Source organism: Algoriphagus resistens (assembly GCF_001442615.1).
Lineage (GTDB): Bacteria > Bacteroidota > Bacteroidia > Cytophagales > Cyclobacteriaceae > Algoriphagus > Algoriphagus resistens.
The window spans coordinates 311,132-334,252 of sequence record NZ_LMXN01000004.1; the positions used below are offsets into that span (position 1 = coordinate 311,132).

Below are 23,121 nucleotides of genomic sequence, written 5' to 3' on the forward strand. Positions count from 1 at the left end.
TTGCTACTGAGCTATATTCACATTGAAATTATCTCCAACTTCACGAAACCCCTTATCTACCAACGTCTCCGAACCGGTCAGTCCATCAAGTATTTCTGATTCTCTTTCGAATGTTTTTCCCCGCGTGACATAGGTTTTCTTTGCCTTACCATCCACTACCGTAAACATATAGTCACCTCTATTGTCACTCAAAATCAAATAACTGGGAACGGTTACTGCTTCCGGATTTTCATAATCCTGAATCTTCAGTACTGAGATCATATTCGGCTTAACCATAGGAAGGTTTGGTAAAAAAACCTCAACCTTGAAAGTCCGGTTGTCAGGATTGATTATCGCACCCACAGAGGAAACCCGTGTATGAAGTTCCTTATCGATAGAAGGGAAATAGACATCAACAGAATCGCCTTTACCAAGTACTCCAATATAACTTTCTGAGATATCTGCTTCTATAAACAAATCACTTTCCCCTACAAACTGAAACATGGCCGCACCCGGCTGAACCAGTTCTCCCAGCCTCACCTCTATTGTCTCTATAGTGCCTGAAAAAGGCGCCCTAACGATGCTCTTGTCCAAATTGGTGCGGGCTGAAGCCAGGTTTCTCTCCAGTCCTTCCTTTCGATTTTTTGCTTCCAGATACTGGACTTCAGTACCAATCTGCTGATTCCAAAGGCGCTCTTGTTTTTCAAACAGAGTAGTAGCAAGGTCCAGGGAATTTTGCAGCTCATCAATGCTGTTTTGGATCGACTCAGAATCGATTCTGGCAAGTACAGTGCCTTTGGCCACCACCTGTCCTTCACTTACCGGAACCTCTAAAATCCGGCCCACTGTCTCAGAGCTAATCATCACGTTCTTTTTTGAAAGCACTGATCCCGTCACTTCTACATAATGTTCGAATCTACCCTTCTTAGCTTTAGCTGTAGTAATGAGGAGAGATTTCTGATTTTGCTTTGCAAATTCCGGATCCAGTTGGACCAGCTGGGCCTCAAGCTCCTGGATCTGCGTATCGATTTCATGGGATTGGGATTTAAGCTTTTCCAGTTCAGCTTTCTTGGCATCCACTCCCTCTTCGGTAGCACAGGAGATAACTATAAAGGTCAGTGCTACAAGGGACAAAAATTTAGAAGCTAATTTCATATGTTTATTATTGTTTTTTATGGTCACAGAACCCGTCCCGACCGCCGCGGCGAATCGGGAGAATCTCGAATGATGGATAATTATCCCTTTGCGTATTGCCTGTGTCATGCTCGATTTCATCGTTTAATATCAGTAGGGTTTAAAAATTATTTATTGGGGATTGCGGGCTGATCCAGTCCTTCGTGGATAATTCCCAGCGCTTTCTCCAAATCTACTTTGGAGATCAGTCCGTCATATAAAGCACTCAGGTAATTAATCTCTGCTTCGATCAGATCAGAATCTGCCTCTACTACTTCGAAGTTTGACCCTACACCTTCATTGTACTTGATCTTGGACATGTCATACACTTCCTGCGCCAGCTCCATACTTTCTTGCTGCACCTGTAGGACTTTTAAATCATTGGCAAGATTTTGCTTTGCCTGAAAGATTTCCAGTTCAATGTTTTGATCCAGAAAGAATTTCTGGTTTTCAAGCTGTCTCAACTGAATTCTGTTTCTTTGGATTCTAGCACTTTTTGAAAAACCATCGAAAATTGGAATATTCAACGTGACACCCAACATGGCCGAGCTAAACCAGTTGATACTTTCAAAAGTGGTTTCGAATGTATCTCCAGCTCCTGAGCGCATAAAATTCCCATTGAAATCCAGTGTCGGCATGTATTGGGCTGTATTATTTTTCAGATCCAAGCCAGTCAGCTCAATATTGGTGTTCAACTGATCCATTTCTACCCGGTGTTCTCCTTCCAAAGACAGTAAGTTCGCAAGCTCCTGTTCTGGGTTCAATTCACGTAGGGTTTCAGTAATCACTATATCGTATTGCTCAGGCATGCCTATCTGGATTTTCAGAAGTTGCTTGGAAATCTCATAGGCTGTCTTACTGCGCTCATACTGGGAATAGGTGTTGTTGCGCTGTACCTTAATTCGGGAGACATCAATTTTTTCAGCAAATCCTGCCTCTTGCATCGCAGTGGTCTCTTCCAAAAGCGAATCGATTCTCGAAAGATTGGATTCAGAAAGTTTGATCCGCTCCGCATTGACCAATACTCCGAAATAGGCCTTCTTTACACTTTCTATTACATCATTTTCCACTTTCACCCGGTCAAACTCCGTCAGTGCCTTATACGTTTTGGCTGCCCTCAAGCCTATAAAGAATGACCCATCGAAGATCATCTGGCTCACAGTCACTCCCAAATTACTGGAGTTTGCGACCCCAAAACGAAGAGGAATTACATCACTTGGATTAGCAGGATCACCAAACGGAGGCTCATTAGGCACAAACATTACTTGAACCATTGGATTATGATTAAAACTAAAAGAACCATTGACCTGAGGTAATCCGGCCGCAGTCTCTTCCTTGATGGTGGTCTGAGAAACCAGGACTTCCAACCTGGCATTTTTTGCATCCACATTATTTTCCAAGGCAAACGCCAGCGTCTCTTTGAGGTTGAGCTGTAATGTCTCCAAGGGTGGCGTTTCTTGCGCAGTAGCCTCCAGCCCAAACAAGCCCAAGGCCATTACAACTATATAAATCTTCGGTTTAAGCATGATGTTATCTAATAGTGGTCTGTTCTCTGTTTAATTGTAAATATTTGATTATTCTATGCCTCCGTTGGAATGATTTGAATTACGCTTTTCCATATAGGCCTTCCTGCCTGTTTCGGTAAATATGCCGTGCAAGAAATGATCAAGCATCTGCTTATGGAGCGTCACCAAATCAAAATCTACTTCAGGAAAGTTAACTGGGCTCATGGCAGCACTGATTTGATTCACCCTCATATTAGCCAGCAATTTCGCATTGATTTCAGGACGAAAGTAGCCTAGCGCCTTTCCTTTCTCAATTACATTGACGATATCTGTCACAATAATTCTTTCTTTAAATTCATTGAACATTTTCCATACATCCGGAAAATACTTTTGGATCTCTAATAGCACCATTGGATTCAATGTGGCCAATCGCTCACAAACCATTTTTGATGTGTGCAACAAATGTTCAATTACCCCATCTTCCTCCTCCATAAATTTTGCGATAGCCTGCTGGTCCTCTACCAAAGCCATGGAAAAAGTCTCCTTTACGAGTTCTTTTTTATCCTTGAATTCCTGATACAATGTCTTTTTGGAAATCCCTGCCAACCGGGCAATATCTTCCATAGTAATTGCCCTAATCCCGTACTGACCAAATTGCTCACTGGCTATCTTTAAAATCTTATCTCTCATTTAATTAGTATTCACCAAAATTTTCCAATGCAAAAATACAGAAACTTTTACCCCGTCAAAAGTTTCCTGCGTATCAAAAACGAACAATATTCGGCATTAATAGGAAAATAATGAACAAAAGTGCGCGAAAACGAACAGTAAGGCTATATTTTAGAATTATAGATTGGTAAAACTAACAGTCAATTGCAAGAATTGAAAAATTGACCATGCGACAACCAATCAAAACGTATCTCCATTTTACTACAACCAGAAGAATTGATCGGTATAGCAGGTTGTTAAAATTTTCGGGTTAGAATAGTTTAAAAATGAGCTCCTGTCTATCCCTTCCAGAAACTACTTTTTTTTACGATACATGCTATATAATTATAGAAGTAAGAATCAAATTGCTATTTTCGCATTTGCTCGGGGTGTAGCGCAGCCCGGTTAGCGTACACGTCTGGGGGGCGTGAGGTCGCAGGTTCAAATCCTGTCACCCCGACTTGATTAGTAAGGAGTTTCGATACAAAAAATCGTAACTCCTTTTTCGTTTGCATACAATTTTTATACTTATATAATGCGAAGCAGTCTGACGACTGATTTACCACGGCGCAAGTCTGATTCATAGCTCTTCAGACTTGGACCTAAAATATTGCAGTCTTAAGGCTGCATTTCAATGATCGCAACCTTTTGTTAATAGCTACACCTTAGAACTAAATGTCAGGTTGTACAAAGTTGAAGTATATATGAGAATTTTAAAATGCAAGTCTGAAGACTTGCGTCAATCAAGTTATTTCAATTTCAAATTTTTCAATCTACCTCCCAATTCCGTACCTTTGCAACTTACCAGCCAAAGGACATGATTTTCTTCTTTGAATCCCCTCAAAAAACCGTTTACGCTGTACAATCCCCACAACCTTTCGCACTAGAAGACCTAGAAAAGCTGACTTGGCTTTTTGGCGGAGCTACAGCCATTAGCAGCCCTTCACTTTCCGGTAACTACTCAGGCCCACGTAAGGAAATGATTACCCCGTGGTCCACCAATGCTGTTGAAATCACAGCAAATATGGGGGTTCCGGGCATTCTTCGAATCGAGGAGTTTTTCCCCCTCAATGAAGGAGAGCAGATAGACCCCATGCTTCAGCACGCTTTTGATGGGTTGGATCAGGAGATTTTTGATATACACCTGCAGCCGGAAGCGATCGTACAAATCAACGATATCGCTGCATATAATAGGGAGCACGGATTGGCACTAAGCCAGGTAGAAGTGGATTACCTGAACAATGTTTCCAAACAATTAGAGCGTCCATTGACGGATTCTGAGGTTTTCGGGTTTTCCCAAGTGAACTCAGAACATTGCCGTCATAAGATTTTCAACGGTACTTTTATCATAGACGGAGTAGAAAAGCCTCAGACGCTTTTCCAACTCATCAAAGAAACTTCCAAAGCACACCCTAACCGGATCGCTTCAGCTTACAAGGACAACGTAGCCTTTGTTGGTGGACCAAAGGCACAGCAATTTGCACCGAAGACTGCGCATCAGGCGGACTTCTTTGAAACACGCATGATAGACACCGTCATTTCCCTAAAAGCTGAAACACACAACTTTCCGACTACTGTGGAGCCTTTCAACGGCGCCGCCACCGGAGCTGGCGGAGAAATCAGAGACCGTATGGCTGGTGGTACTGCCTCTATTCCTCTCGCAGGAACGGCTGTCTACATGACTTCTTACTCTCGTTCCGAGAAAGGGAGATCCTGGGAAAGCAAGTTGGAAGAACGTCCCTGGCTGTACCAAACTCCGATGGACATTCTGATCAAAGCTTCAAACGGAGCTTCTGATTTCGGAAATAAATTCGGTCAACCGCTGATCTCCGGGTCCCTTTTGACTTTCGAGCATGAGGAAGACGGCAAGCATCACGGTTTTGACAAAGTCATCATGCTGGCTGGTGGCGTAGGCTTCACCAATGCCAACTACACGAAAAAAGATGCCCCAAAAGCCGGTGATCAGATTGTGATCATGGGTGGTGACAACTATAGAATCGGAATGGGCGGTTCGGCGGTTTCTTCTTTGAACACAGGTGAGCTTTCCAATGCAATTGAGCTAAACGCCATCCAGCGCTCCAATCCTGAGATGCAAAAACGTGTTTCCAATGTGATCCGCGCCATGGCTGAGAGCGAAAATAACCCAATTATATCTATCCATGATCATGGAGCCGGCGGACATTTGAACTGCCTATCTGAGTTGGTGGAAGATGCGGGGGGAACGATCCACATCGATAAATTGCCTGTGGGTGACCCTACCCTTTCCGCCAAGGAAATCATTGGAAATGAATCACAGGAGCGTATGGGATTGGTGATCGGTAAAAAAGACGTAGATACCTTACATCAGGTCTCTGATCGTGAACGTGCACCATTCTATGTGGTGGGTGAGACAACCGGTGATATGCATTTCAAATTCGAAAATGGCAAAACCGGAGAGAAACCGGTGGACTGGAACCTGAGCTATATGTTCGGCTCTTCGCCCAAAACCATTTTGGAAGACGATACGACCAACGCAACTTTTGAAGAAGCAAACTATGAAGCTGACCTGATCCAAGCCTATGTACGAGAGGTACTTCAATTGGAAGCGGTAGCCTGTAAGGATTGGTTGACAAATAAAGTAGATAGATCCGTGACGGGTCGTGTGGCAACACAGCAGACTGTAGGTGAGATCCAACTACCGTTGAATGATGTGGCTGTAATGGCCTTAGATTTCACAGGAAATAAGGGCATCGCAACTTCCATAGGACATGCGCCGATAGCAGCCTTGGCAAATCCCGAAGCAGGTAGCCGTCTGGCGATTGCTGAGGCAATGACCAACTTGATTTTTGCTCCGATCCAAGATGGCTTGCAGGGCATTTCACTTTCTGCTAACTGGATGTGGCCTGCCAAGAACAAGGGCGAAAACGACAGGCTATATAGAGCGGTAGAGGCAGTTTCAAAGTTTGCAATTGACTTGGGTGTGAATATCCCGACTGGAAAAGACTCCCTTTCCATGACTCAGAAATATCCTGACGGAAAAACGGTTTACTCGCCGGGTACAGTAATTATCTCTACTGTAGGCGAATGCTCTGACGTGCAAAAAACCGTAAAAACTGCCCTGAAATCTATCAAAGGAAGCAGAATCCTCTACATAGATTTTTCCAAGGATGCTTTCAAACTGGCTGGCTCCAGCTTCTATCAGGCCTTGAATAAAGTCGGAACTGAAACGCCGGACGTTAAAGACCCACACTATTTTGCACAGGCATTTACAGCTATTCAAGATCTGATCGATCAGACTTGGGTGCTTGCAGGACACGATATTTCTTCAGGCGGTTTGATCACTGCCTTGTTGGAGATGTGTTTTCCAGTGCAGAACATAGGCTTAAAAGTAAAACTGGACCGCTTGCATGAGCCGGATATGGTGAAAGCCTTGTTTGCAGAAAATCCTGGCATCCTGATTCAGGTAGCAGATGATCATGCGGTTGAAGCCTTATTGGTAGAAGCTGACATAGATTATGTGGAGCTGGCGAAAGTAACTGATTCGGGTAACATAGAGTTTGCTGGAAAAGATCTTACCCTTGACATCGAAGAATTACGCGATGTATGGTTCAGATCTTCCTATTTATTGGACAGTAAGCAAAGCGGCGAGAAACTAGCCAAAGACCGCTTTGACAATTATAAAAAACAACCACTGGCATTTGAATTTGCAGAAGGATGGAAAGGCGACTTTGCATCAGCTGGACTGAATCCTTTCAGAACTGAGAAAGGCAAAGCGAAAGCAGCGATCATCCGTGAAAAAGGTGTGAACGGCGATCGTGAGATGGCTTACTCCCTTTGGTTGGCAGGATTTGAAGTGAAAGATGTACATATGACCGACCTGATCGCAGGCCGGGAAAACTTGGAAGATGTGCAGATGATCGTCTTCGTGGGCGGATTCTCCAACTCCGATGTACTGGGTTCGGCCAAAGGCTGGGCAGGTGCCTTCCTTTATAACCCTAAGGCTAAGCAAGCGCTGGACAACTTCTACGCCAGACCTGATACCTTGAGTTTGGGCGTATGTAACGGTTGCCAGCTGATGATAGAACTTGGTTTGGTCACTCCTGATCATGCGGATAAGCCAAAGATGCTGCATAATGCATCTCATAAGTTTGAATCCACTTTCGTAAACGTGACCATCCCTGAAAATAATTCTGTGATGTTAGGCTCACTTAGCGGACAGAGGCTAGGGGTATGGGTAGCTCATGGAGAAGGTAAGTTCGCACTGCCAAACCCATGTGAAGAATACAACTTCGTGATGAAGTACAGTTACGAAACTTATCCAGGTAACCCTAACGGTTCCGATCATGCTACCGCAGGTATCGCATCGGCAGATGGCCGTCACCTGGTGATCATGCCACATATCGAGCGAAGCCTTAAGCCTTGGAACTGGGCACATTATCCTGCTGATAGAAACGATGATTTCACTCCTTGGATGGAGGCGTTTGTGAATGCCAGGAATTGGGTGGAATCGAATTCTGAAGGCTAAAATCAGAGAGATGAAAACAAACTAAATCCCTTGGAGTAATCTGAGGGATTTTTTGGTTAATTACCAGTCCAAATAATAGAATCTAAGGTTCTCCATTGTATTCGAGAAAATTCGTACGGATTTCACTGAAATAGGAAGAAATTAATTCTGAATTAGTGCACGTCAAATAACTTCATCACCTCACGCTAGCTTCACCCATATCAGTTTCCTGAGCCCCTATGACATGCAGTCTCCAAGACTTGCAAATCAGCAGATATTTGAAACTGTCCGTGGGTTAGTAGATTGATAGACTAGCTTATGAAGTGGCAGCCGCTCTGATTTTTGCTTTTCTTGGTCACCTTTCGCCCAAGCTCTCCCTGGTCTTGGTACTGCCTAGCTCCAGTGATAAGCTGAAATTGCAGTGGAAGAACTCGAACAGGATGTCACTCAGCAGTCTCAATATAAAATTGGATTCATAATTACGGTATTCTGTTTCGGATTTGAGGATTTTAAAGAAGTGTAGTATACCGTAAATCAACTACAAAGCACGTGGCGCGGATCTCTAACTCAACCCTAGAGGGGCTATTACCGCATCCAGTCCGTGATGAAAAATATACCTTTGTGATTACTATTTCTACTGGAGAATCCCCCAGATGCAGACTAATTTAGCGCAGAACAAGATAGTGTTCAGCCCAACTTCACCTTATTATGATCACAAACCCAACCCATGCAACTCGAGAAAACAATAAATGAGCTTGGCAAGCTCTACTCCCCTTTATCCAAAGCATGCCAGCAAGATCTTATGGACAATTCCAAACTCAGTGCATTTAAAAGAGGTGAGATTGTCGTCCGTGAAGGACAATATTCTGAAAAGGCGTATTTGATCGTAGCGGGCTGTGCCAGAGCTTACTATTTAAAAGACGGAAAGGATATTTCTGATTGGTTTACCTTCGAAAATCAGTTTATGGCTCCAATTGTCAGTTTTTTCAGTGCCAAACCTAGCCCTCATTATGTGGAGTTTGTGGAAGATTCAGTGGCTTACGAGTTCTCAAAAGCCACTTTTGACAGTCTTTCTCAGAAGCATCATGACTTTGAACGCTTCGTCAGCAAAGTGGTGACAGAAACCATGCTGGGGCTATGCGAAAGACTTTACACCATTCAATTCAATAGAGCTGAGGATAGATTTAAGCACCTGATCAGCATCTATCCGGATATCACCAACAGAATCCCGCTTACCCATATTGCCTCCTACCTAGGAATCACATTGGAGACCTTGAGTAGAATAAGAAGTCCTAAAACCAGGACTTGATCTATATCAAATGATCACTCTTTCATTTGAATAATCTTTGTCAAAAAGGATCAAAAAATGGAAGAAAACAACAAACAACCGAGATCAATTTGGGGAGCATGGTGGGAACCCATCCGAAAATGGTTTTATCCTGGCTGGCTCGTATACGAAATCACAGTTCGTTTTTATGAGTACACCAAATCCATCTATCATTTTTTTACTAGTCAGCAGGATTACATTGCAGCTTATATTGGGAAAATAGGTACCCAAATCCTAACTGTTTTTAGCAGTTCCGTCACTTTTGCTGTTTGCACAGCCTTTTTAACCATCCCAGCATGTTTTGCAGTCTATCATTTTTTCAAAACAGAAAATTTGACAGGATCTCCATTTGAGGAAAAGTTTAAACCTTGGCTCTAATCACTATGCAAAAAACACTACTCATAAACGGCCATCCGGATAAGGAAAGTTTCAACTATGCCCTTTCAGAAGCTTATAAGAAAGGAGCATTAAAATCGGGAGCTGAAATCAAGGAAATCAATATCAGAGACTTGAATTTCAACCCAAACCTACAATTTGGTTACAGAAAGCGGACGGAACTGGAGCCGGATTTATTGGAAGCGCAAGACAAACTAAAATGGGCAGACCACCTTGTTTGGATTTATCCGGTGTGGTGGGGTTCTGTACCTGCGATGATGAAAGGTTTCTTGGACAGGGTCATGCTTCCTGGTTTTGCGTTTAACAAACGAGAAAATTCCTTATGGTGGGACAAGTGCTTCACCGGAAAAACAGCCAGAATAATCTGCACCTTAGATCAACCGGAATGGTATTACCGATTGGTTTACAGAAGCCCAAGTCATCATGCCATGAAAAAGGTTACATTGAACTACATAGGGGTAAAAAAGGTAAGGATTACAGCTATTGGCCCAATACGACTTTCCAAAGAAGAGTTTAGAGCAAAATGGCTGAAGAAAGTGGAAAAGCTGGGCCAAACCAATCAGTAAGAGTGGGATAATAATAGACATCGAGCCTGTTGCCTTTAAAAGCGAGATCACTTCCCGCTTCCTTTGTCACGGGACGGTTCTGACCATTAGAAAAATAATTATAAACAGATCAAATCGAGCATGACTCAAGCGTCACACTGGGATGATTATACTACATGCGAGATTCCATGTGGCCATAAAAAATCAATTATAAACACATGAAATTGGTAATTCGCTAAACTTGATCCAGGTAGTGATTTAAATCATGTTGAAGTACCTTCTGGTTTTCATACTATCCCCATCTTTGTATTTCGTTAAACCTCAAATTGTCAGCACTAAGAATAGCTGACTTCATAATAAAAAGCGGTTCTACCCTTAAGTTAGTGGAAAACATGACTTTTGGTTGGGTTTAAATGTAAGAGGACATACGCTCATGAGCCTTTAAAGGCTAAATGACGGTCTCTAAAATTAAGTAACCAACTACAGGTCAGGTTTTCATTGCCGGACTTCTGTTAAATTCGTGGTAGAACCTAAAAAGCGGTTCAATAGCTGAATGGACAAAAACAATGAATGAGTTTATTGAATTCTGCAATAAGATGTCTCAACTAGACGAGGCCACCATAACTGAACTGGAACGAATCCTAAAATTAAAGCGTGCTAGCAAAAATGAGTACCTAGCATATAGCAACAATCTTTCAAAAGAGCTTTTTTTTATAAGAAAGGGAATTGTCAAATTTTGTTTCAACGGAGACGGCAAGGAATTCATAATGCGCTTCTTTGAAGAGAACATTTTGTTTTCAGATATTGAGAGTTACACCCAACGGAAGTTTTCAAAATATAATATAATAGCCATTGAAAACACCGAATACTTCTCTATGTCCTTTTTTGAATTTGAGCAGCTTTGCCTCAAGCACCACAAGCTTGAAACATTTTTCCGGAAATTCATGGTCAGGGCAAACTTGAATATGATGGCTCGAATAAGTGAAATTCTTGAGGAAGACGCGAAAAAAAGATACTCAAATTTCATTGTCAAAAACCCTAAACTGTTAGAAAGGATTTCTTTAGGGGACCTTGCAAATTATTTAGGAATCACCCAGGTTTCATTGAGCAGAATAAGGGCAACTAAATAGCTTATTTATCATTTGATAAAAGAATTGCTGAAAGCAAATTGGACATTTGTCGAACTACTAAAAAACGACAGATGCCTGAATACACAGACTTAAAAGTGGTCAACACACACCTAAATTACGACAAGGTTTCTTTGGTAAAACCCTCAAAATCAAACTACATCCATATTGCAGCGGAAATCGATAAAAAGCCAACACAGTTTTTCTTGACTAGCAGTTCTAAGAAAAATGAACTGATCACGCAATGTAAAAACTGGTGTAGGGATTTAGAAAAAATCACTGGCGTGATCGAAATCAGTCTTTTCAAAGCCACAATCATTCCTCCCGGGATAGGCGAGTATGTGAAAGAAAACAAAAATGAGATACATTTAGCAAAATTTGATTTTGTGATCTTGATAGAGACAGATTCTGAAACTAGTGGCAATAAAGTAAGAAACAATGAAGTCTATAAAAACATGCTAAATGAAATAAGAAGTGTTGCCAGCTATACACACACCACTTCAGCTTATAATATCCGGAGAATCAATAATGTCAACCACAAAAAGCAAGGGGTTTTCCTCTTCAATTATTTCTCATCCAGAAGCAAGGAACAGAACTTAATGGTCTGGGAATATACCGCTGGCTGGTTCGAAAAAGAAACTGGTCTCGACAACTCTACATTACTCTCTCCTTTGGAAATGGAGAATTCGGAATACTCGATAATCAACCATTGTAGATGGGATAATTTCCTGGATATTTTACCTTCATTGTTTTTCAAGAAAACATTCAAAAAATATGTACTTGACAATTTTTACGTAAATAATGTTGGCGCACAGCCAATACTCTATAAGATCATATAGGTAGTCTGACTGATAAACCCCAGGCCCTGCAGCCACTATCATCAGTAACCCGCAGCAATTACTTTTTGAACCATCCTCATTCAAGTGTAAATGTTTGCTGGAGAACCTAGCGCACCCGCTAAGACCCCCAGCCCTCTACCTAACGCCAGATATACCGAATCCAACTATGCTTTTATGGGTAGATAATCAGTAATTCATATATCATTACTATAGGTAGCATAGTATAAAATCTGACCTAAATGGAAGGAGCCCGGTATAATACCAAGCTCCTTCTCGTAGTTAAAATCCATTTTAATCTGTCCAGCTTGGGTGCTAGCCTAATTTCAATGGATTTTTTCTTATAATTCACTGGATATTAGTTACCCACAGTATAAGTCTGAGCCAAATATTCCTTCAAAGAAACAGGTTTCTTTCCCAGCAGATTTTCCAGATCAGATTTCACGTTTTCAAATTCACCTTGCTTGATCGCTTCGGCAAAACTGGAGAACATTCCTATATACTCGGCAGGCACACCGGCTTTTGTCAGCGTTTCTCTGTAAACTTCCCTCTCAGGACTTACATACTGGATTCTATTGCCTGTCAATGCTGAAAGTTCATCAGCAATAGATTGGAAAGTATAGTTCTCCACATTGTTCATTGCATATTCCTTGTTTTCATGTCCTATCTCCATTAGCACATTGGCGGTAGCTTCAGCGAGATTCTCGCGCGCTGCAAAAGCAACTTTTCCTTCTCCCGCAGGAAAGAAAATACCAGTTTCCAGAACCTGCTGGCCAACGAAAAGCGGAATTACGTCCAAGTAAAGATTATTCCTGAAAATGGTATAATTCAATCCACTCTCCCTTAGTGCCTGATCCGTCTCTATGTGTGATTTGGCAAGAAGGGCCATTGGAGAATCATCGCTCTCATTTTTCCGCTCAAAACTTGTGTATAAAATATGATTCACTCCTGCTTCTTTGGCAGCATTTATCACATTTCTGTGCTGAGAAGCGCGATTGCTAATGTCCGTTCCCGAAATCAACAGTAGTTTCTCCGCACCCTGAAATGCTGTGACCAAACTTTGGTAGTTAGTGTAATCGCCCAACTTTACGTTGATCCCCTTATCTATCAGATCTTTTGCTTTGGACTCATCCCGTAAAAGGCCAGTGATAGAGGATGCCGGGACTCCTTTTTCAATAAGAAAATTAATGGTGGATTTGCCGAAATGACCGGAAGCACCTGTTATTACTATTTTGCTCATGATTGTGTTGTTAAAATTATAAAGTAGATTACCAGAAGATTTTAAGTTACTTTTGGTAACTCAAAGGTATTGCGACACCAGCTTCTACACAAGAAGGCACGGCTGGGTCACCTAATTACCTGCGGGTAAGTAACATTGAAAATCAAGCATATAGCATGGGGAAAATTTTAGAAATTTATCGAAGTTCAGAAAACTGCCCAATTCGGACAGTACTAGACCGCATAGGGGACAAATGGTCAATTCTGGTAATTTTAATCCTTGGAGAAGAAGAAACCATGAGGTTCAATGAGCTGCAAAAATCAATGAATGATATCTCACAGAAGATGCTAACGGTCACATTGAGAAAACTTGAGTCAGATGGATTGGTACATCGTAGGATATTTCCTGAGATCCCCCCTCGGGTAGAATATAACCTTACGGAAAGGGGAATATCACTTTTACCTCATATCCATAGTCTTTCTGACTGGGCAACCAAGAATATTGATGGAATAAGACGATCGAGGGCGAAATCCGGCAATTAATTTTGCTCTTAAGCGTAAATTTGGTGTTTACCGGGTTTGACTCCCTCACTGCTGGATGTAGAATCGCTGACGATCTAAGCATAGTCAATACCTACACCTAGAGTACCGGACACATCTCTACTAAAACCAGAAATGCTCAATTTCTAAATGAACCAACCTGTCATTTTCTTTCCGATAAAAACCTGAAAAGATTGAGACAGGCTTAGGAGACTCAAACATCCAAAATCTCTCTTCCCCTTTCTCCAATCCGCTGTAAAGTTTCTTCTGTGATATATTTTTTTTGGTCAATCTGTTGGGGTTGCTCTCGTGTACAGAAATAACTATGAATACTTCTTCGCACCTGCTCAGTATTATTGGTTGTGCCTCCATGCCACACGTGCGAGTTAAAGATAAATACAGAACCTGCAGGAGCTATAATCCGGATTTCGTCAGGATGTTTGTCATGAGGGTCAGCCATCACTTCATCTGGCAAAATACTCCATTTATGGGATCTAGGTACGATTCGGGTAGAACCATTATGGACAGTAAAATCATCCAAAAGCCAAATACTGTTACAGACCTGATACCCATCATTTATTACCGCGTTTTTCCAATCCACATGAAGTTTTTGAAGTCCTTGATTGGGTCTCGCAGCCCGGTAATTGAGAGAGGATAATTTATATGCCTGTCCCAATACGGCTTCAATACCCGCCAGCACCCTAGGATGGGTATAAAAGACATCAAAAACAGGCCCTTTATTGACCAAATCTGCCAATCGGTCTGCCCCCTCTTCTTTCGGGTGGCGGATATATTTTGATTCTGCCAGTTCTGCTCCTGCATTTTCACCTTCTGCCTGCATCAATTCGTCAATTCGGCCATTCACTTTCCTGACCTGCTCTGCAGTCAACAATTGTCCTAAATCAAGATAACCATAGGTTTCTAAAAATTCTATTTCTTGTTTGATAAGCATATGGAGATAGTTTATGATTGACAGCAATTATGCCAGACACTTAAATTTCTTTACTTAAGGAGATGGAAGACGGAAAAACCTCACTTGCTAAAGGTAGGATAAACTTGAAATTACTTCCTTGTCCTTCTACACTTTCAACCCATAGACACCCATCAAATCTTTTCACAAATTCTCTACAAAGTACTAGACCTAAGCCTGAACCACCTTCGTTATCGGTGCCCAGGGATGTCATGGTAGTGGATGGGTCAAAAATCTTACGAATGGTCTCTTCACTCATTCCTACTCCATTGTCACAAATAGAAATCTCTACTTTATCCTCTCTTCTGGTCGTTAAGATATCAATACATCCTCCTTGATTTGTGAATTTTATTGCGTTTGAAATTAGATTTCGCAAAACAGTCCCTAAAATATTTTTATCAGTATACAATACGATATCACTAGTTGGTGCATAATTCAAAGAAATGTTTTTAGCCTTTGCAAGCGATTCTTTAAGCCAGAGTATCTCAGTTATGACTTTGGACAATATGATTTTCTCTGGGATAAAACTTAATTCCCCAGTTTGTGATTTTGCCCAATTCAACAAGTTATCAAGCAGATTAAGGGTGTTTTTAGCAGTAGAATTAATTAGATCGATATATTCTACAGATTCTACTTCACCCATATCGTTTTCTTTGAGGAGCTCAGAAAGACCTATAATATTGTTAAATGGATTTCTTAGATCATGTGCAATGATGGAAAATAATTTATTTTGGGTTAGGTGTAATTCTTCCAGTTTACACTGATTCTGTTGTATTATTATATTTTTTTCAAGTATTGTTTTTTGATCAATCTCTTTTAATAACATAATGAAACCTATACAGGAACCACTTATGACAAAAAGTGAAACTATCAGAAACCAATTTCCAATGGTTGAATTAGTCGTATAAATATAAGATTGATCTAATTGGTAAATATAAAAAGCCCTGGTCAGTTGGAACACAGAATAGATCAAAAGCACTCCACTTATCAGTAAAGCGGATTTGTACTTATTCTTATTGATAAAAAGATAATAGGAGCCAACACCAAAGAAAAATGAAGAGGATGCAATCCGTATAACATGGAGAATTGTGTTGTTTTCCTCGACGATTAAAATGCAGGAAAACCCCAGACAAACGGCAGCAATGAAAACCCACATGAGCTTTTTTCGAATTTTACCATCGAAAGAAAGAAGACCAAATGAAGTCAGTGCAAAGCTGGAAATCATAAGGAAATTGCTTATCCGGGAGGAAAATAAAGGAGGATAATGATCTCTAAAATTAAACAGAATGATAGCAACCACCTGAAACGTAATCCCTAGGGCAACTAATAGCAAATACCATCGCTTGTGATGGTAAAAATATTGATAGATGAATAAGGCAATAATAAATAAATTATTGAGTGCTAAAAAAAACAATACTGAAGGGTAATCTAGGGCCATATTATTTTCCACTATTCATTTGAGTATGCTAAAGATTAAAAAATTCACTCAATAATCTGGCTTTTAAGTCTGTTTTTAGAAAAGTAAAACTTCACTTAAAACGGTTCCTTAGTTGGACTCCTCTAATCTATTATCCTTAATATCTGTCTACCGACAATAGCTCCCAAACCTATTCCTTCCTGATAAGCTGCACCGCATCCAGTCGAACTCTTGCCTTTTTTATCAAAGCCGATAAGGTATTTCGCTCTTCCAGCCCTGCCAGAATCTCGTCAGGTCTAACTTCTTTGTTCTTTTTTTGAAGGGCGGTAAGCCGATTGATTTCATGATCCAATGTGCTTACCATTCGCTCTAAACCCTTTTTAATTTCTTGTTCTCCCATGTTCTCAGCGATTTTTGTAGCAGATGAAATCATATGGGGCAGTAAAGTATTTACAAATGCATCATTTTCAAGTAATGGGTCTATGCTGCTTGGCAGTACGCTTTTGTTGAGCATTGTCGCAGGATAGCTGTCTGTCACTTCTCTCCCCCTATGATCTACTACAATTCTCAACGGTGTGTCCGCAAGGAAACGGTCTATATCAATACGTTGCTTGCCAGCTGTTTCGAGAACAAAAATCAATTCAAGTATCAGCCCGGGGCTTCCGGTGTCACGGATTGATCCATAGCTGGCAGTTCCGAAGGTCGAACTTAACACCTTGTCAATAGCACCGGTTGCCATAGGATGATCCCAGGTAAGAAAGCTTACATCCTCTCTGCTGAGCGCCCGTTTTCTATCAAAGGTCACCTGGATGCCTTCCCGGGGAATAGACGGAAACCCTTCAGCTCTAAATGAAGCCGGATGCAACAGGTAAGTCCTGGATACCAGGTCTTCCATTTCTACGTCAAAATGCCGGAAGACTTTCGTTAGATATGTTTCCAATGTAGGATCATTATCTTCAGCATGGATTTGCTCAATCAACCTTTTTGCTATTTTCGGACGAAATGAATTCATCTCCAACAATTTATCACGTCCTTCAGCAAGAGTTTTCTTAAGTTCTATCTGATATTCATATGTTTGCGCAATCAATACTTCCAGTTCCCTCTCTGCCTCTTCAAATGATGATATTCTGGTAAGGTTGAGTAAGCGCTCACTGAATAATCTGGAAATAAGATTGCCTCCCTCAAGATTTGTATTAAAAGCATCCAATCCTTCATGGAACCACCTGACAATGAGTTCTTGTGGGCTGCCTACCAGATATGGAATATAAATAGTAATGTCCTTTTTTTGTCCTATCCGGTCAAGGCGGCCTATTCGCTGCTCCAGCAGTTCCGGATGGAAGGGCATGTCAAATAGAACGAGATGGTGGGCGAATTGAAAATTCCGGCCTTCGCTTCCTATTTCCGAGCAAAGGAGTAGTTGTGCCCCATCAGGCTCTGCAAACCATGCAGCGTTTCTATCCCGCTGCACAAGTGTGAGGTCTTCGTGAAAAACGCTTGCTGTAAATTCCGGGAATTTACTTAAAGCCGATTCTAACGCCATAACTTTTTCCTTGGAGGTGCATATCAGGAGTATCTTTTCAGCTTGTAATTCCTCCATTTTTGTTAATAGCCACTTGAACCGCGGATCTTCATCAAAGTAAAATTCCTGTTCTGGTTTTGTTTCGGACGCCCACTCCATATCCACGAAAAACTCATTTCTTAAGCGCTCGATCCAAAGGCTAATATCATCTCTTTCTTGAAGGGGAATCAGCTTGGAAATTCGATTAGGGAATCCGCTCATAGCCAATCGGGTATTTCGAATTAGAACTCTACCCGGACCATGCTGATCGAGCAAATCTTCAATTAGATTGTGCTTTGTAAGTTCATCTCTATTGGATAAAGAGGCGATTCTTTCTTTAGAGAAAATGGATTCTAACAGCTTGATGTCTTTTGCTACTAGGTCTTTTCCTGACGATAGCTTTTCGACGATATCAGCAATGTCTTTATTGTCTTCAGATTCGCGGATAAAACAATTGTAATTGTTATACCTATTGGGGTCAAGTAACCGAAGCCGGGCAAAATGGCTTTCTACACCTAATTGTTCCGGTGTGGCAGTAAGGAGTAGCAACCCTTTTGCCACCTGACTTAACAATTCTACAATACCATACTCCGCACTCACAGCATCAACAGACCATTCGAGGTGATGGGCCTCGTCCACAACGAGCATGTCCCAGCTGGCAGAAATGGCCTGTTGGGTGCGTTTTCTTGAACCTGTCAGAAACTCGATGCTACAAATAACAAGCTGATCATCGAGAAATGGATTTCCCTCTGGCGCACCTTTTTCAAGAGCTGCACAACGTTCTTCATCGAAAATGTTAAACCATAGATTGAACTTTCTCAATACTTCCACAAACCACTGGTGTATCAACGATTCGGGAACTAAGATAAGTGCCCTTGATATTCTACCAGTCACCAATAAACGGTGAAGAATAAGACAAGCCTCAATAGTTTTTCCCAGTCCAACCTGATCGGATAACAAAACACGGGGAGCAAACCTGGAACTCACTTCATGGGCTATATATAGTTGATGCGGAATCAGATCTATCTTTCCCCCCACAAATCCATGTACCGGAGAAATCCTTCTTTGATAATTATGATCGAGCGTTTCTCTGCGTAGGGCAAATAGTTCAGGCAAATCAATATCACCCGCAAATAGCCGATCTTCCACTGTATGCGAGATAGATACATCTCCAAGTTCGGACTCACCCAACTCTCTGTTGTCTCCAAAGTACACATACAGCCCATTCTCAAATTTAATTTCTTCAATCAACATCGCATTTCCTTGCTGATCTACGATGGTATGACCCGGTTTAAAAATGGTCCGGAGCAACGGAGCACTTTCAATGGAATACAGTCTCACTTCATCTGGCACCGGAAAGGTTATCCGCACTTTCCCTTTGCTGACTTCTGTCACTATGCCCACACCGAGTTCAGGTTCTCCGGAACTGGTATAGCGTTGGTTTAGAAAAAATTCTCCCATGTATTAGGATTCTTGTTTGGATGATCAATACAATTCCCAACCAATAAACTGCTTCCTTCTACATAAAAGAGTTGATTGATTTGCTGGGTGATTCTACCCCGCCGAGATGTAATTCCTTAGCGGTAAGTTTTTTGTGTATGAAAAACAGCAGATTTGTGTTGATCATTTTTTAGATGGAAACAAAGATAGCAGAAAAGAGCCAAGCTTTTGGATTAGTGACCTACTTCCTTTGTCTGATTCCCATCTGAGCAATAAACACATTGCCTTCTGTTGGGGTACCTGGCTCCTATTTGGGCATGCTGAAAAACCGCACGCATGAAAAAAGGATTGATCATTCAAAATGATTGCCGTTTATCTATTATTGGCGTTTTTCAGCAAGCCCTTATGATGGGATAAGGGGAATCCAATCTTTAGGAAGTAAAGTAAGTCAGAGATATGAAATCTACCATGTTATTCAAAAGTATTATTTCTTGAATAGTAAAAATCAATAATTACTAAAAAACTACATGCTTAATTAATTACTATTTACTTATAAACGAAACAAACAACAATTATAATTACTTTAAAATAATATATAATTACTTTATCTACAAAAATAAATTTACAATCTATTTTTCTGGTTTAAATTCATATCAATGAAATCATAAGAGGAAAATCAGTCCTTTATATTTCCTTTCCTTAAGAATTTTGAGAATATCACCTTTTCAAGAAGGTCATAATTCTAATTTAAGGAAACAGTGACCTTATTAATAGATTGAAAGAAAACCAACTTTTTTTTACTTAAAAAACAAATATTATGTATAAATCCATCAAAACTCAACTAACAAAAAAACACCCTGACTAAATCTTCAATTTGAAATTGAAGATTTAAAGCAAGTATAGAAAAAGAAAAATTATTATTCACTTTTAAAACTAAGCATATTATGGCTAATGAAAAAAACGTCTTTGTAGAACTAACACGTGACGAAATTTTAACTACCAATTCCTCAATCGAGATCAATGTATCCCGAGATGCTGATACGATTTCAGTCATTAAAAGCATTGGGGTGCAAGGAGTAAATGGAAGAGTAACCCCGACAAGAAAGAGCGGAAACTTTGTATGGAGCGCAGAAAATGGGCTTCCTCCGGGTAAACACCAATTGACTATAGAACCAATTGTGAATTCAAAATCCCAAAAACTAAGTGATACAATTGTCATCCCCTTTACGGTCATTGCTACAAATTCAAAAGTTGATAGTAACGTACTGATAGGAAGTTTTGTCAGATTGAAACTTGTTGAAAATGGTGTGGAGAGATTACCTAATGATAAGATAACCGATGAAGCGTTTATTGAATTCTATAAGGCAATTGACCGAAAAAGAGGTTTACCCATCTCATTTGAATTTGATCAAAATGGAAGAAAAGTGGACGGAGAAAAAATCTTGGAAAGTCATCGTAGTAAGCTGAATTCAAAATATGGTAAGATCCACCCTACACTTTTTTCACTCATCAATTCTGAAAAGCCTCCAAAAACGATGATGGTGGATATTTGGTATGAGGTTGAAGAGCCTGAAGCTATGTCCTCCGACCGTGCACTTAATGATTGTGAAAAAGAATCTGTCAGTAAAAGAGATCAGGAACAAAGAATAGAAATGCAGGAGCGCATGGAGAAATTTGCCAAATCAATTGAAGGTAAATTAAAGGTCTTGAAAGTTGATGGTATAGCACCATTGATTACTGTACAGGTGGAAACTTCTAGTATACGTGAGCTGGCTTCCAATAAAGAAATCGCCGGAATACTTTTACATGAAACAGAAGGGATTGAAGATCTGGATAATTCTATTGCAATTGCAGGGTCTGACTCAGTCCATTCCGGAGGCGAAAAGGGTTCTGGAGTAAAAGCAGCTGTCTGGGAAGGAGGTCCTACTAGCAATGCAGATTTAGTAATTGCAGGAAAGTTCAAGTCTAGCCCATCCTCGACTTCAGACCATTCTCAAAATGTACATGCAATCATCAGAAATAAAGAGTCCGGAACACCCAATGGGCATGCACCGGAATGTAGCTTGTACTCTGCCAATGATTACGATAGAGATGCATTAACCTGGGCTGTAAAAGAGAAAGGTTGCACAGTTATTAATCAAAGTTTCCACAGGGCAAGCGAGCCTGGTTCAGGTGCATTGTCAGGAGATGATGTTTATGGTGACTACCTCGCAACAAAGTATCCATACCCGTTAATTGTTCATGCGGCTGGAAACTTCTGGAATGGTGATCCTGACAATATTAATCCCCCAAGCAGCGAATACGTCAACCATAAAGGCTATAATACTATTTCAGTTGGAAATCACGATGACACAGCTTCCGCTATGTCAAACTCTTCAGTTTTTCGAAATCCAACTTCTTCCCATGGAGACCGGGAATTGCCGGAAATATGTGCAAACGGGGTTGGGGTAACTGCAGATGGGATCACAAAAAGCGGTACAAGCATGGCTTCTCCGGCGGTGGTGGGAGTATCCGCTTTACTTCAGGGAACAAATTCCATATTAAAGCATTGGCCTGAAGGCTGTAGGGCGATTCTACTGGCAAGTGCAACCAAAAATGTCACAGGTAATACCTGGTGGCAGGATGTAAGCAATGGCGTCGATGCAAAAGATGGTGCCGGAGCTGTCAATGCAAACGAAGGATGTAAAATTGCTAAAAACAGAAGATGGCGCAATGCTCCGGCAACGTTAAGAGGCTGGGATATCGGATTACTTAGTTCTTCAGATTTTGGATCTGATAAACTTTCGACCTTTGAATATAAAGTATCAGTCCCAAATTCCTTTTATGGACCAAGGAAAGTCAAAGTAGCATTGGCCTGGACTTCAAAGGCTACAAAAACATCATTCTTGTTTTTTAGCTGGTATATGTCCCAATTAAAAGTTGACCTGGATCTTATCATTTATGATGAAAATGGTGCTGTAGTCGGATATAGTGGGTCTTGGGACAACAGTTATGAGATTGCAGAATTCACTGGACAACCCGGAAAAACCTATACTATAAAGATCAGACGCTGGTCTGGAACAGATTCTACTTGGTTTGGTATTGCCTGGACTGTAACAGGAGGTCTCACTATTACATTAAATCCAGAACTGCTTCAGGCAAGTCGAATATTCAGTGAGTAGTAAACTTTGTAACTATGTAAAAGGCTATCTATAAATTTGTAGATAGCCTTTATTATGATCTCAACTTGCATTATGAAAACATCATTCAAAAAAAAGTCAGTCTATAGATTTCTCTTAATGCCCCGATGTTATTTTTGTACTATTGATTTCTTCTTTAGCAATTACAACACCTAATGCAAAATCAGGTTAGACTACTTCGGTACTCTTCTTTGTTTTTCTATAAATATAATTTGGATAGATAGCCCGCTTGGCAAAACGATTGATCTTATCACTATTGATCATTTTTTGATAGACATTCGGGGTGACACCAAAGTATTCATAAGTTGATCCATCTACAAAGGTGATTTCCAGCAGCAAGCCTTTGTGATGATAATCGGCAATACCGGCAACGTTGATTGTCTCTGTATAAGCTTCCAGATTAGTTGCATGGGTTTCCGGTGCTATGCTTACCAGAAAATGATAACCGTCGATAATTCTGCGGCTTTGCAACTCTGCTTCAACTTTCAAAACATCCCCATCCTGAAATTTATCGGGGTGCCACTCCTTCACCAGATTTCGATAGGTCTTTTTCAGGGTGGCTAAATCGATTTCTTTTTCCACTCCGAAAAGTTTCTTGTATTCGTTGATCCGTTTCATCTATTTTTCTTTGCGGGTGCAAAAGTAGATCTTTATTTCGCGGTAATTACCATACAGGCTTAATGTTTGAAGAGACACCGGTACAGTTCTCTTCTTTTGGTC

General features: G+C 40.8%; 15 protein-coding genes and 1 tRNA gene. 8 read left to right on the plus strand and 8 right to left on the minus strand.

Translation table 11 applies throughout. The annotated features are described in order from the left end of the window. Positions 1-3: 3 nt before the first annotated feature. The 3 genes from AS141_RS09795 to AS141_RS09805 form a co-directional block, all read right to left on the minus strand. Entirely contained in the window at positions 4-1,134 is a 1,131-nt protein-coding gene (locus AS141_RS09795; protein WP_057937633.1) for an efflux RND transporter periplasmic adaptor subunit, read from the minus strand. Positions 1,135-1,280: 146 nt separating this feature from the next. Further along, positions 1,281-2,678, minus strand: a complete 1,398-nt coding sequence (locus AS141_RS09800; RefSeq protein WP_057937462.1) for a TolC family protein — start codon at positions 2,676-2,678, stop codon at positions 1,281-1,283. Between the two features lie 48 nt (positions 2,679-2,726). Then, on the minus strand, positions 2,727-3,347 hold the full coding sequence (locus AS141_RS09805) for a TetR/AcrR family transcriptional regulator (RefSeq protein ID WP_057937463.1): 621 nt from the start codon (positions 3,345-3,347) through the stop codon (positions 2,727-2,729). Positions 3,348-3,750: 403 nt separating this feature from the next. Between AS141_RS09805 and AS141_RS09810 the strand changes: the two genes are divergently transcribed. The 6 genes from AS141_RS09810 (at position 3,751) to AS141_RS09840 (ending at position 12,082) form a co-directional block, all read left to right on the plus strand. Further along, positions 3,751-3,825 (plus strand) — tRNA-Pro (locus AS141_RS09810). A 357-nt stretch (positions 3,826-4,182) separates the two neighbouring features. Continuing rightward, on the plus strand, positions 4,183-7,869 hold the full coding sequence (gene purL, locus AS141_RS09815) for a phosphoribosylformylglycinamidine synthase (RefSeq protein WP_057937464.1): 3,687 nt from the start codon (positions 4,183-4,185) through the stop codon (positions 7,867-7,869). A 706-nt stretch (positions 7,870-8,575) separates the two neighbouring features. Next, complete coding sequence (locus AS141_RS09820) at positions 8,576-9,157, plus strand: Crp/Fnr family transcriptional regulator (RefSeq protein WP_057937465.1); 582 nt, start codon at positions 8,576-8,578, stop codon at positions 9,155-9,157. Positions 9,158-9,558: 401 nt separating this feature from the next. Further along, the gene (locus AS141_RS09830) at positions 9,559-10,137 is read left to right on the plus strand and encodes an NAD(P)H-dependent oxidoreductase (RefSeq protein WP_057937467.1); all 579 of its coding nucleotides are present in this window, start codon (positions 9,559-9,561) and stop codon (positions 10,135-10,137) included. Positions 10,138-10,712: 575 nt separating this feature from the next. Further along, positions 10,713-11,246 carry a Crp/Fnr family transcriptional regulator gene (locus AS141_RS27385; protein WP_057937468.1) on the plus strand — a complete coding sequence of 178 codons (534 nt, stop codon included), beginning with the start codon at positions 10,713-10,715 and terminating at the stop codon, positions 11,244-11,246. 71 nt (positions 11,247-11,317) lie between these two features. After that, positions 11,318-12,082 (plus strand): hypothetical protein, encoded by a 765-nt coding sequence (locus AS141_RS09840; RefSeq protein WP_057937469.1) that lies wholly within the window; start codon positions 11,318-11,320, stop codon positions 12,080-12,082. A gap of 355 nt (positions 12,083-12,437) precedes the next feature. On the opposite strand, the gene AS141_RS09845 is transcribed toward AS141_RS09840, so the two are convergent. Further along, the gene (locus AS141_RS09845; protein WP_057937470.1) at positions 12,438-13,319 is read right to left on the minus strand and encodes an SDR family oxidoreductase; all 882 of its coding nucleotides are present in this window, start codon (positions 13,317-13,319) and stop codon (positions 12,438-12,440) included. 155 nt (positions 13,320-13,474) lie between these two features. Between AS141_RS09845 and AS141_RS09850 the strand changes: the two genes are divergently transcribed. Beyond that, on the plus strand, positions 13,475-13,840 hold the full coding sequence (locus AS141_RS09850; RefSeq protein WP_057937471.1) for a winged helix-turn-helix transcriptional regulator: 366 nt from the start codon (positions 13,475-13,477) through the stop codon (positions 13,838-13,840). 211 nt (positions 13,841-14,051) lie between these two features. Here the strand turns inward: AS141_RS09850 and AS141_RS09855 are convergent, their stop codons facing one another. The 3 genes from AS141_RS09855 to rapA form a co-directional block, all read right to left on the minus strand. After that, positions 14,052-14,789 carry a phytanoyl-CoA dioxygenase family protein gene (locus tag AS141_RS09855; protein WP_057937472.1) on the minus strand — a complete coding sequence of 246 codons (738 nt, stop codon included), beginning with the start codon at positions 14,787-14,789 and terminating at the stop codon, positions 14,052-14,054. A gap of 40 nt (positions 14,790-14,829) precedes the next feature. After that, complete coding sequence (locus tag AS141_RS09860; protein ID WP_157243422.1) at positions 14,830-16,257, minus strand: sensor histidine kinase; 1,428 nt, start codon at positions 16,255-16,257, stop codon at positions 14,830-14,832. 157 nt (positions 16,258-16,414) lie between these two features. Further along, the gene (rapA, locus tag AS141_RS09865; RefSeq protein ID WP_057937474.1) at positions 16,415-19,243 is read right to left on the minus strand and encodes an RNA polymerase-associated protein RapA; all 2,829 of its coding nucleotides are present in this window, start codon (positions 19,241-19,243) and stop codon (positions 16,415-16,417) included. Between the two features lie 923 nt (positions 19,244-20,166). Here rapA and AS141_RS09875 point away from each other — a divergent pair. Beyond that, the gene (locus AS141_RS09875) at positions 20,167-22,383 is read left to right on the plus strand and encodes a S8/S53 family peptidase (protein ID WP_057937476.1); all 2,217 of its coding nucleotides are present in this window, start codon (positions 20,167-20,169) and stop codon (positions 22,381-22,383) included. A gap of 186 nt (positions 22,384-22,569) precedes the next feature. On the opposite strand, the gene AS141_RS09880 is transcribed toward AS141_RS09875, so the two are convergent. Next, positions 22,570-23,019 (minus strand): KTSC domain-containing protein, encoded by a 450-nt coding sequence (locus AS141_RS09880; RefSeq protein ID WP_057937477.1) that lies wholly within the window; start codon positions 23,017-23,019, stop codon positions 22,570-22,572. Positions 23,020-23,121 lie beyond the last annotated feature (102 nt).

What these genes read in the sequence shown, in the direction of transcription:
- AS141_RS09800 (WP_057937462.1), bottom strand. Translation starts at nt 2,678, where the DNA reads ATGCTTAAACCGAAGATTTATATAGTTGTAATGGCCTTGGGCTTGTTT.
- rapA (WP_057937474.1), bottom strand. Translation starts at nt 19,243, where the DNA reads ATGGGAGAATTTTTTCTAAACCAACGCTATACCAGTTCCGGAGAACCT.
- AS141_RS09820 (WP_057937465.1), top strand. Translation starts at nt 8,576, where the DNA reads ATGCAACTCGAGAAAACAATAAATGAGCTTGGCAAGCTCTACTCCCCT.
- AS141_RS09845 (WP_057937470.1), bottom strand. Translation starts at nt 13,319, where the DNA reads ATGAGCAAAATAGTAATAACAGGTGCTTCCGGTCATTTCGGCAAATCC.
- AS141_RS09795 (WP_057937633.1), bottom strand. Translation starts at nt 1,134, where the DNA reads ATGAAATTAGCTTCTAAATTTTTGTCCCTTGTAGCACTGACCTTTATA.
- AS141_RS09855 (WP_057937472.1), bottom strand. Translation starts at nt 14,789, where the DNA reads ATGCTTATCAAACAAGAAATAGAATTTTTAGAAACCTATGGTTATCTT.
- AS141_RS09880 (WP_057937477.1), bottom strand. Translation starts at nt 23,019, where the DNA reads ATGAAACGGATCAACGAATACAAGAAACTTTTCGGAGTGGAAAAAGAA.
- purL (WP_057937464.1), top strand. Translation starts at nt 4,183, where the DNA reads ATGATTTTCTTCTTTGAATCCCCTCAAAAAACCGTTTACGCTGTACAA.
- AS141_RS09805 (WP_057937463.1), bottom strand. Translation starts at nt 3,347, where the DNA reads ATGAGAGATAAGATTTTAAAGATAGCCAGTGAGCAATTTGGTCAGTAC.
- AS141_RS09830 (WP_057937467.1), top strand. Translation starts at nt 9,559, where the DNA reads ATGCAAAAAACACTACTCATAAACGGCCATCCGGATAAGGAAAGTTTC.
- AS141_RS27385 (WP_057937468.1), top strand. Translation starts at nt 10,713, where the DNA reads ATGTCTCAACTAGACGAGGCCACCATAACTGAACTGGAACGAATCCTA.
- AS141_RS09875 (WP_057937476.1), top strand. Translation starts at nt 20,167, where the DNA reads ATGGCTAATGAAAAAAACGTCTTTGTAGAACTAACACGTGACGAAATT.
- AS141_RS09850 (WP_057937471.1), top strand. Translation starts at nt 13,475, where the DNA reads ATGGGGAAAATTTTAGAAATTTATCGAAGTTCAGAAAACTGCCCAATT.
- AS141_RS09840 (WP_057937469.1), top strand. Translation starts at nt 11,318, where the DNA reads ATGCCTGAATACACAGACTTAAAAGTGGTCAACACACACCTAAATTAC.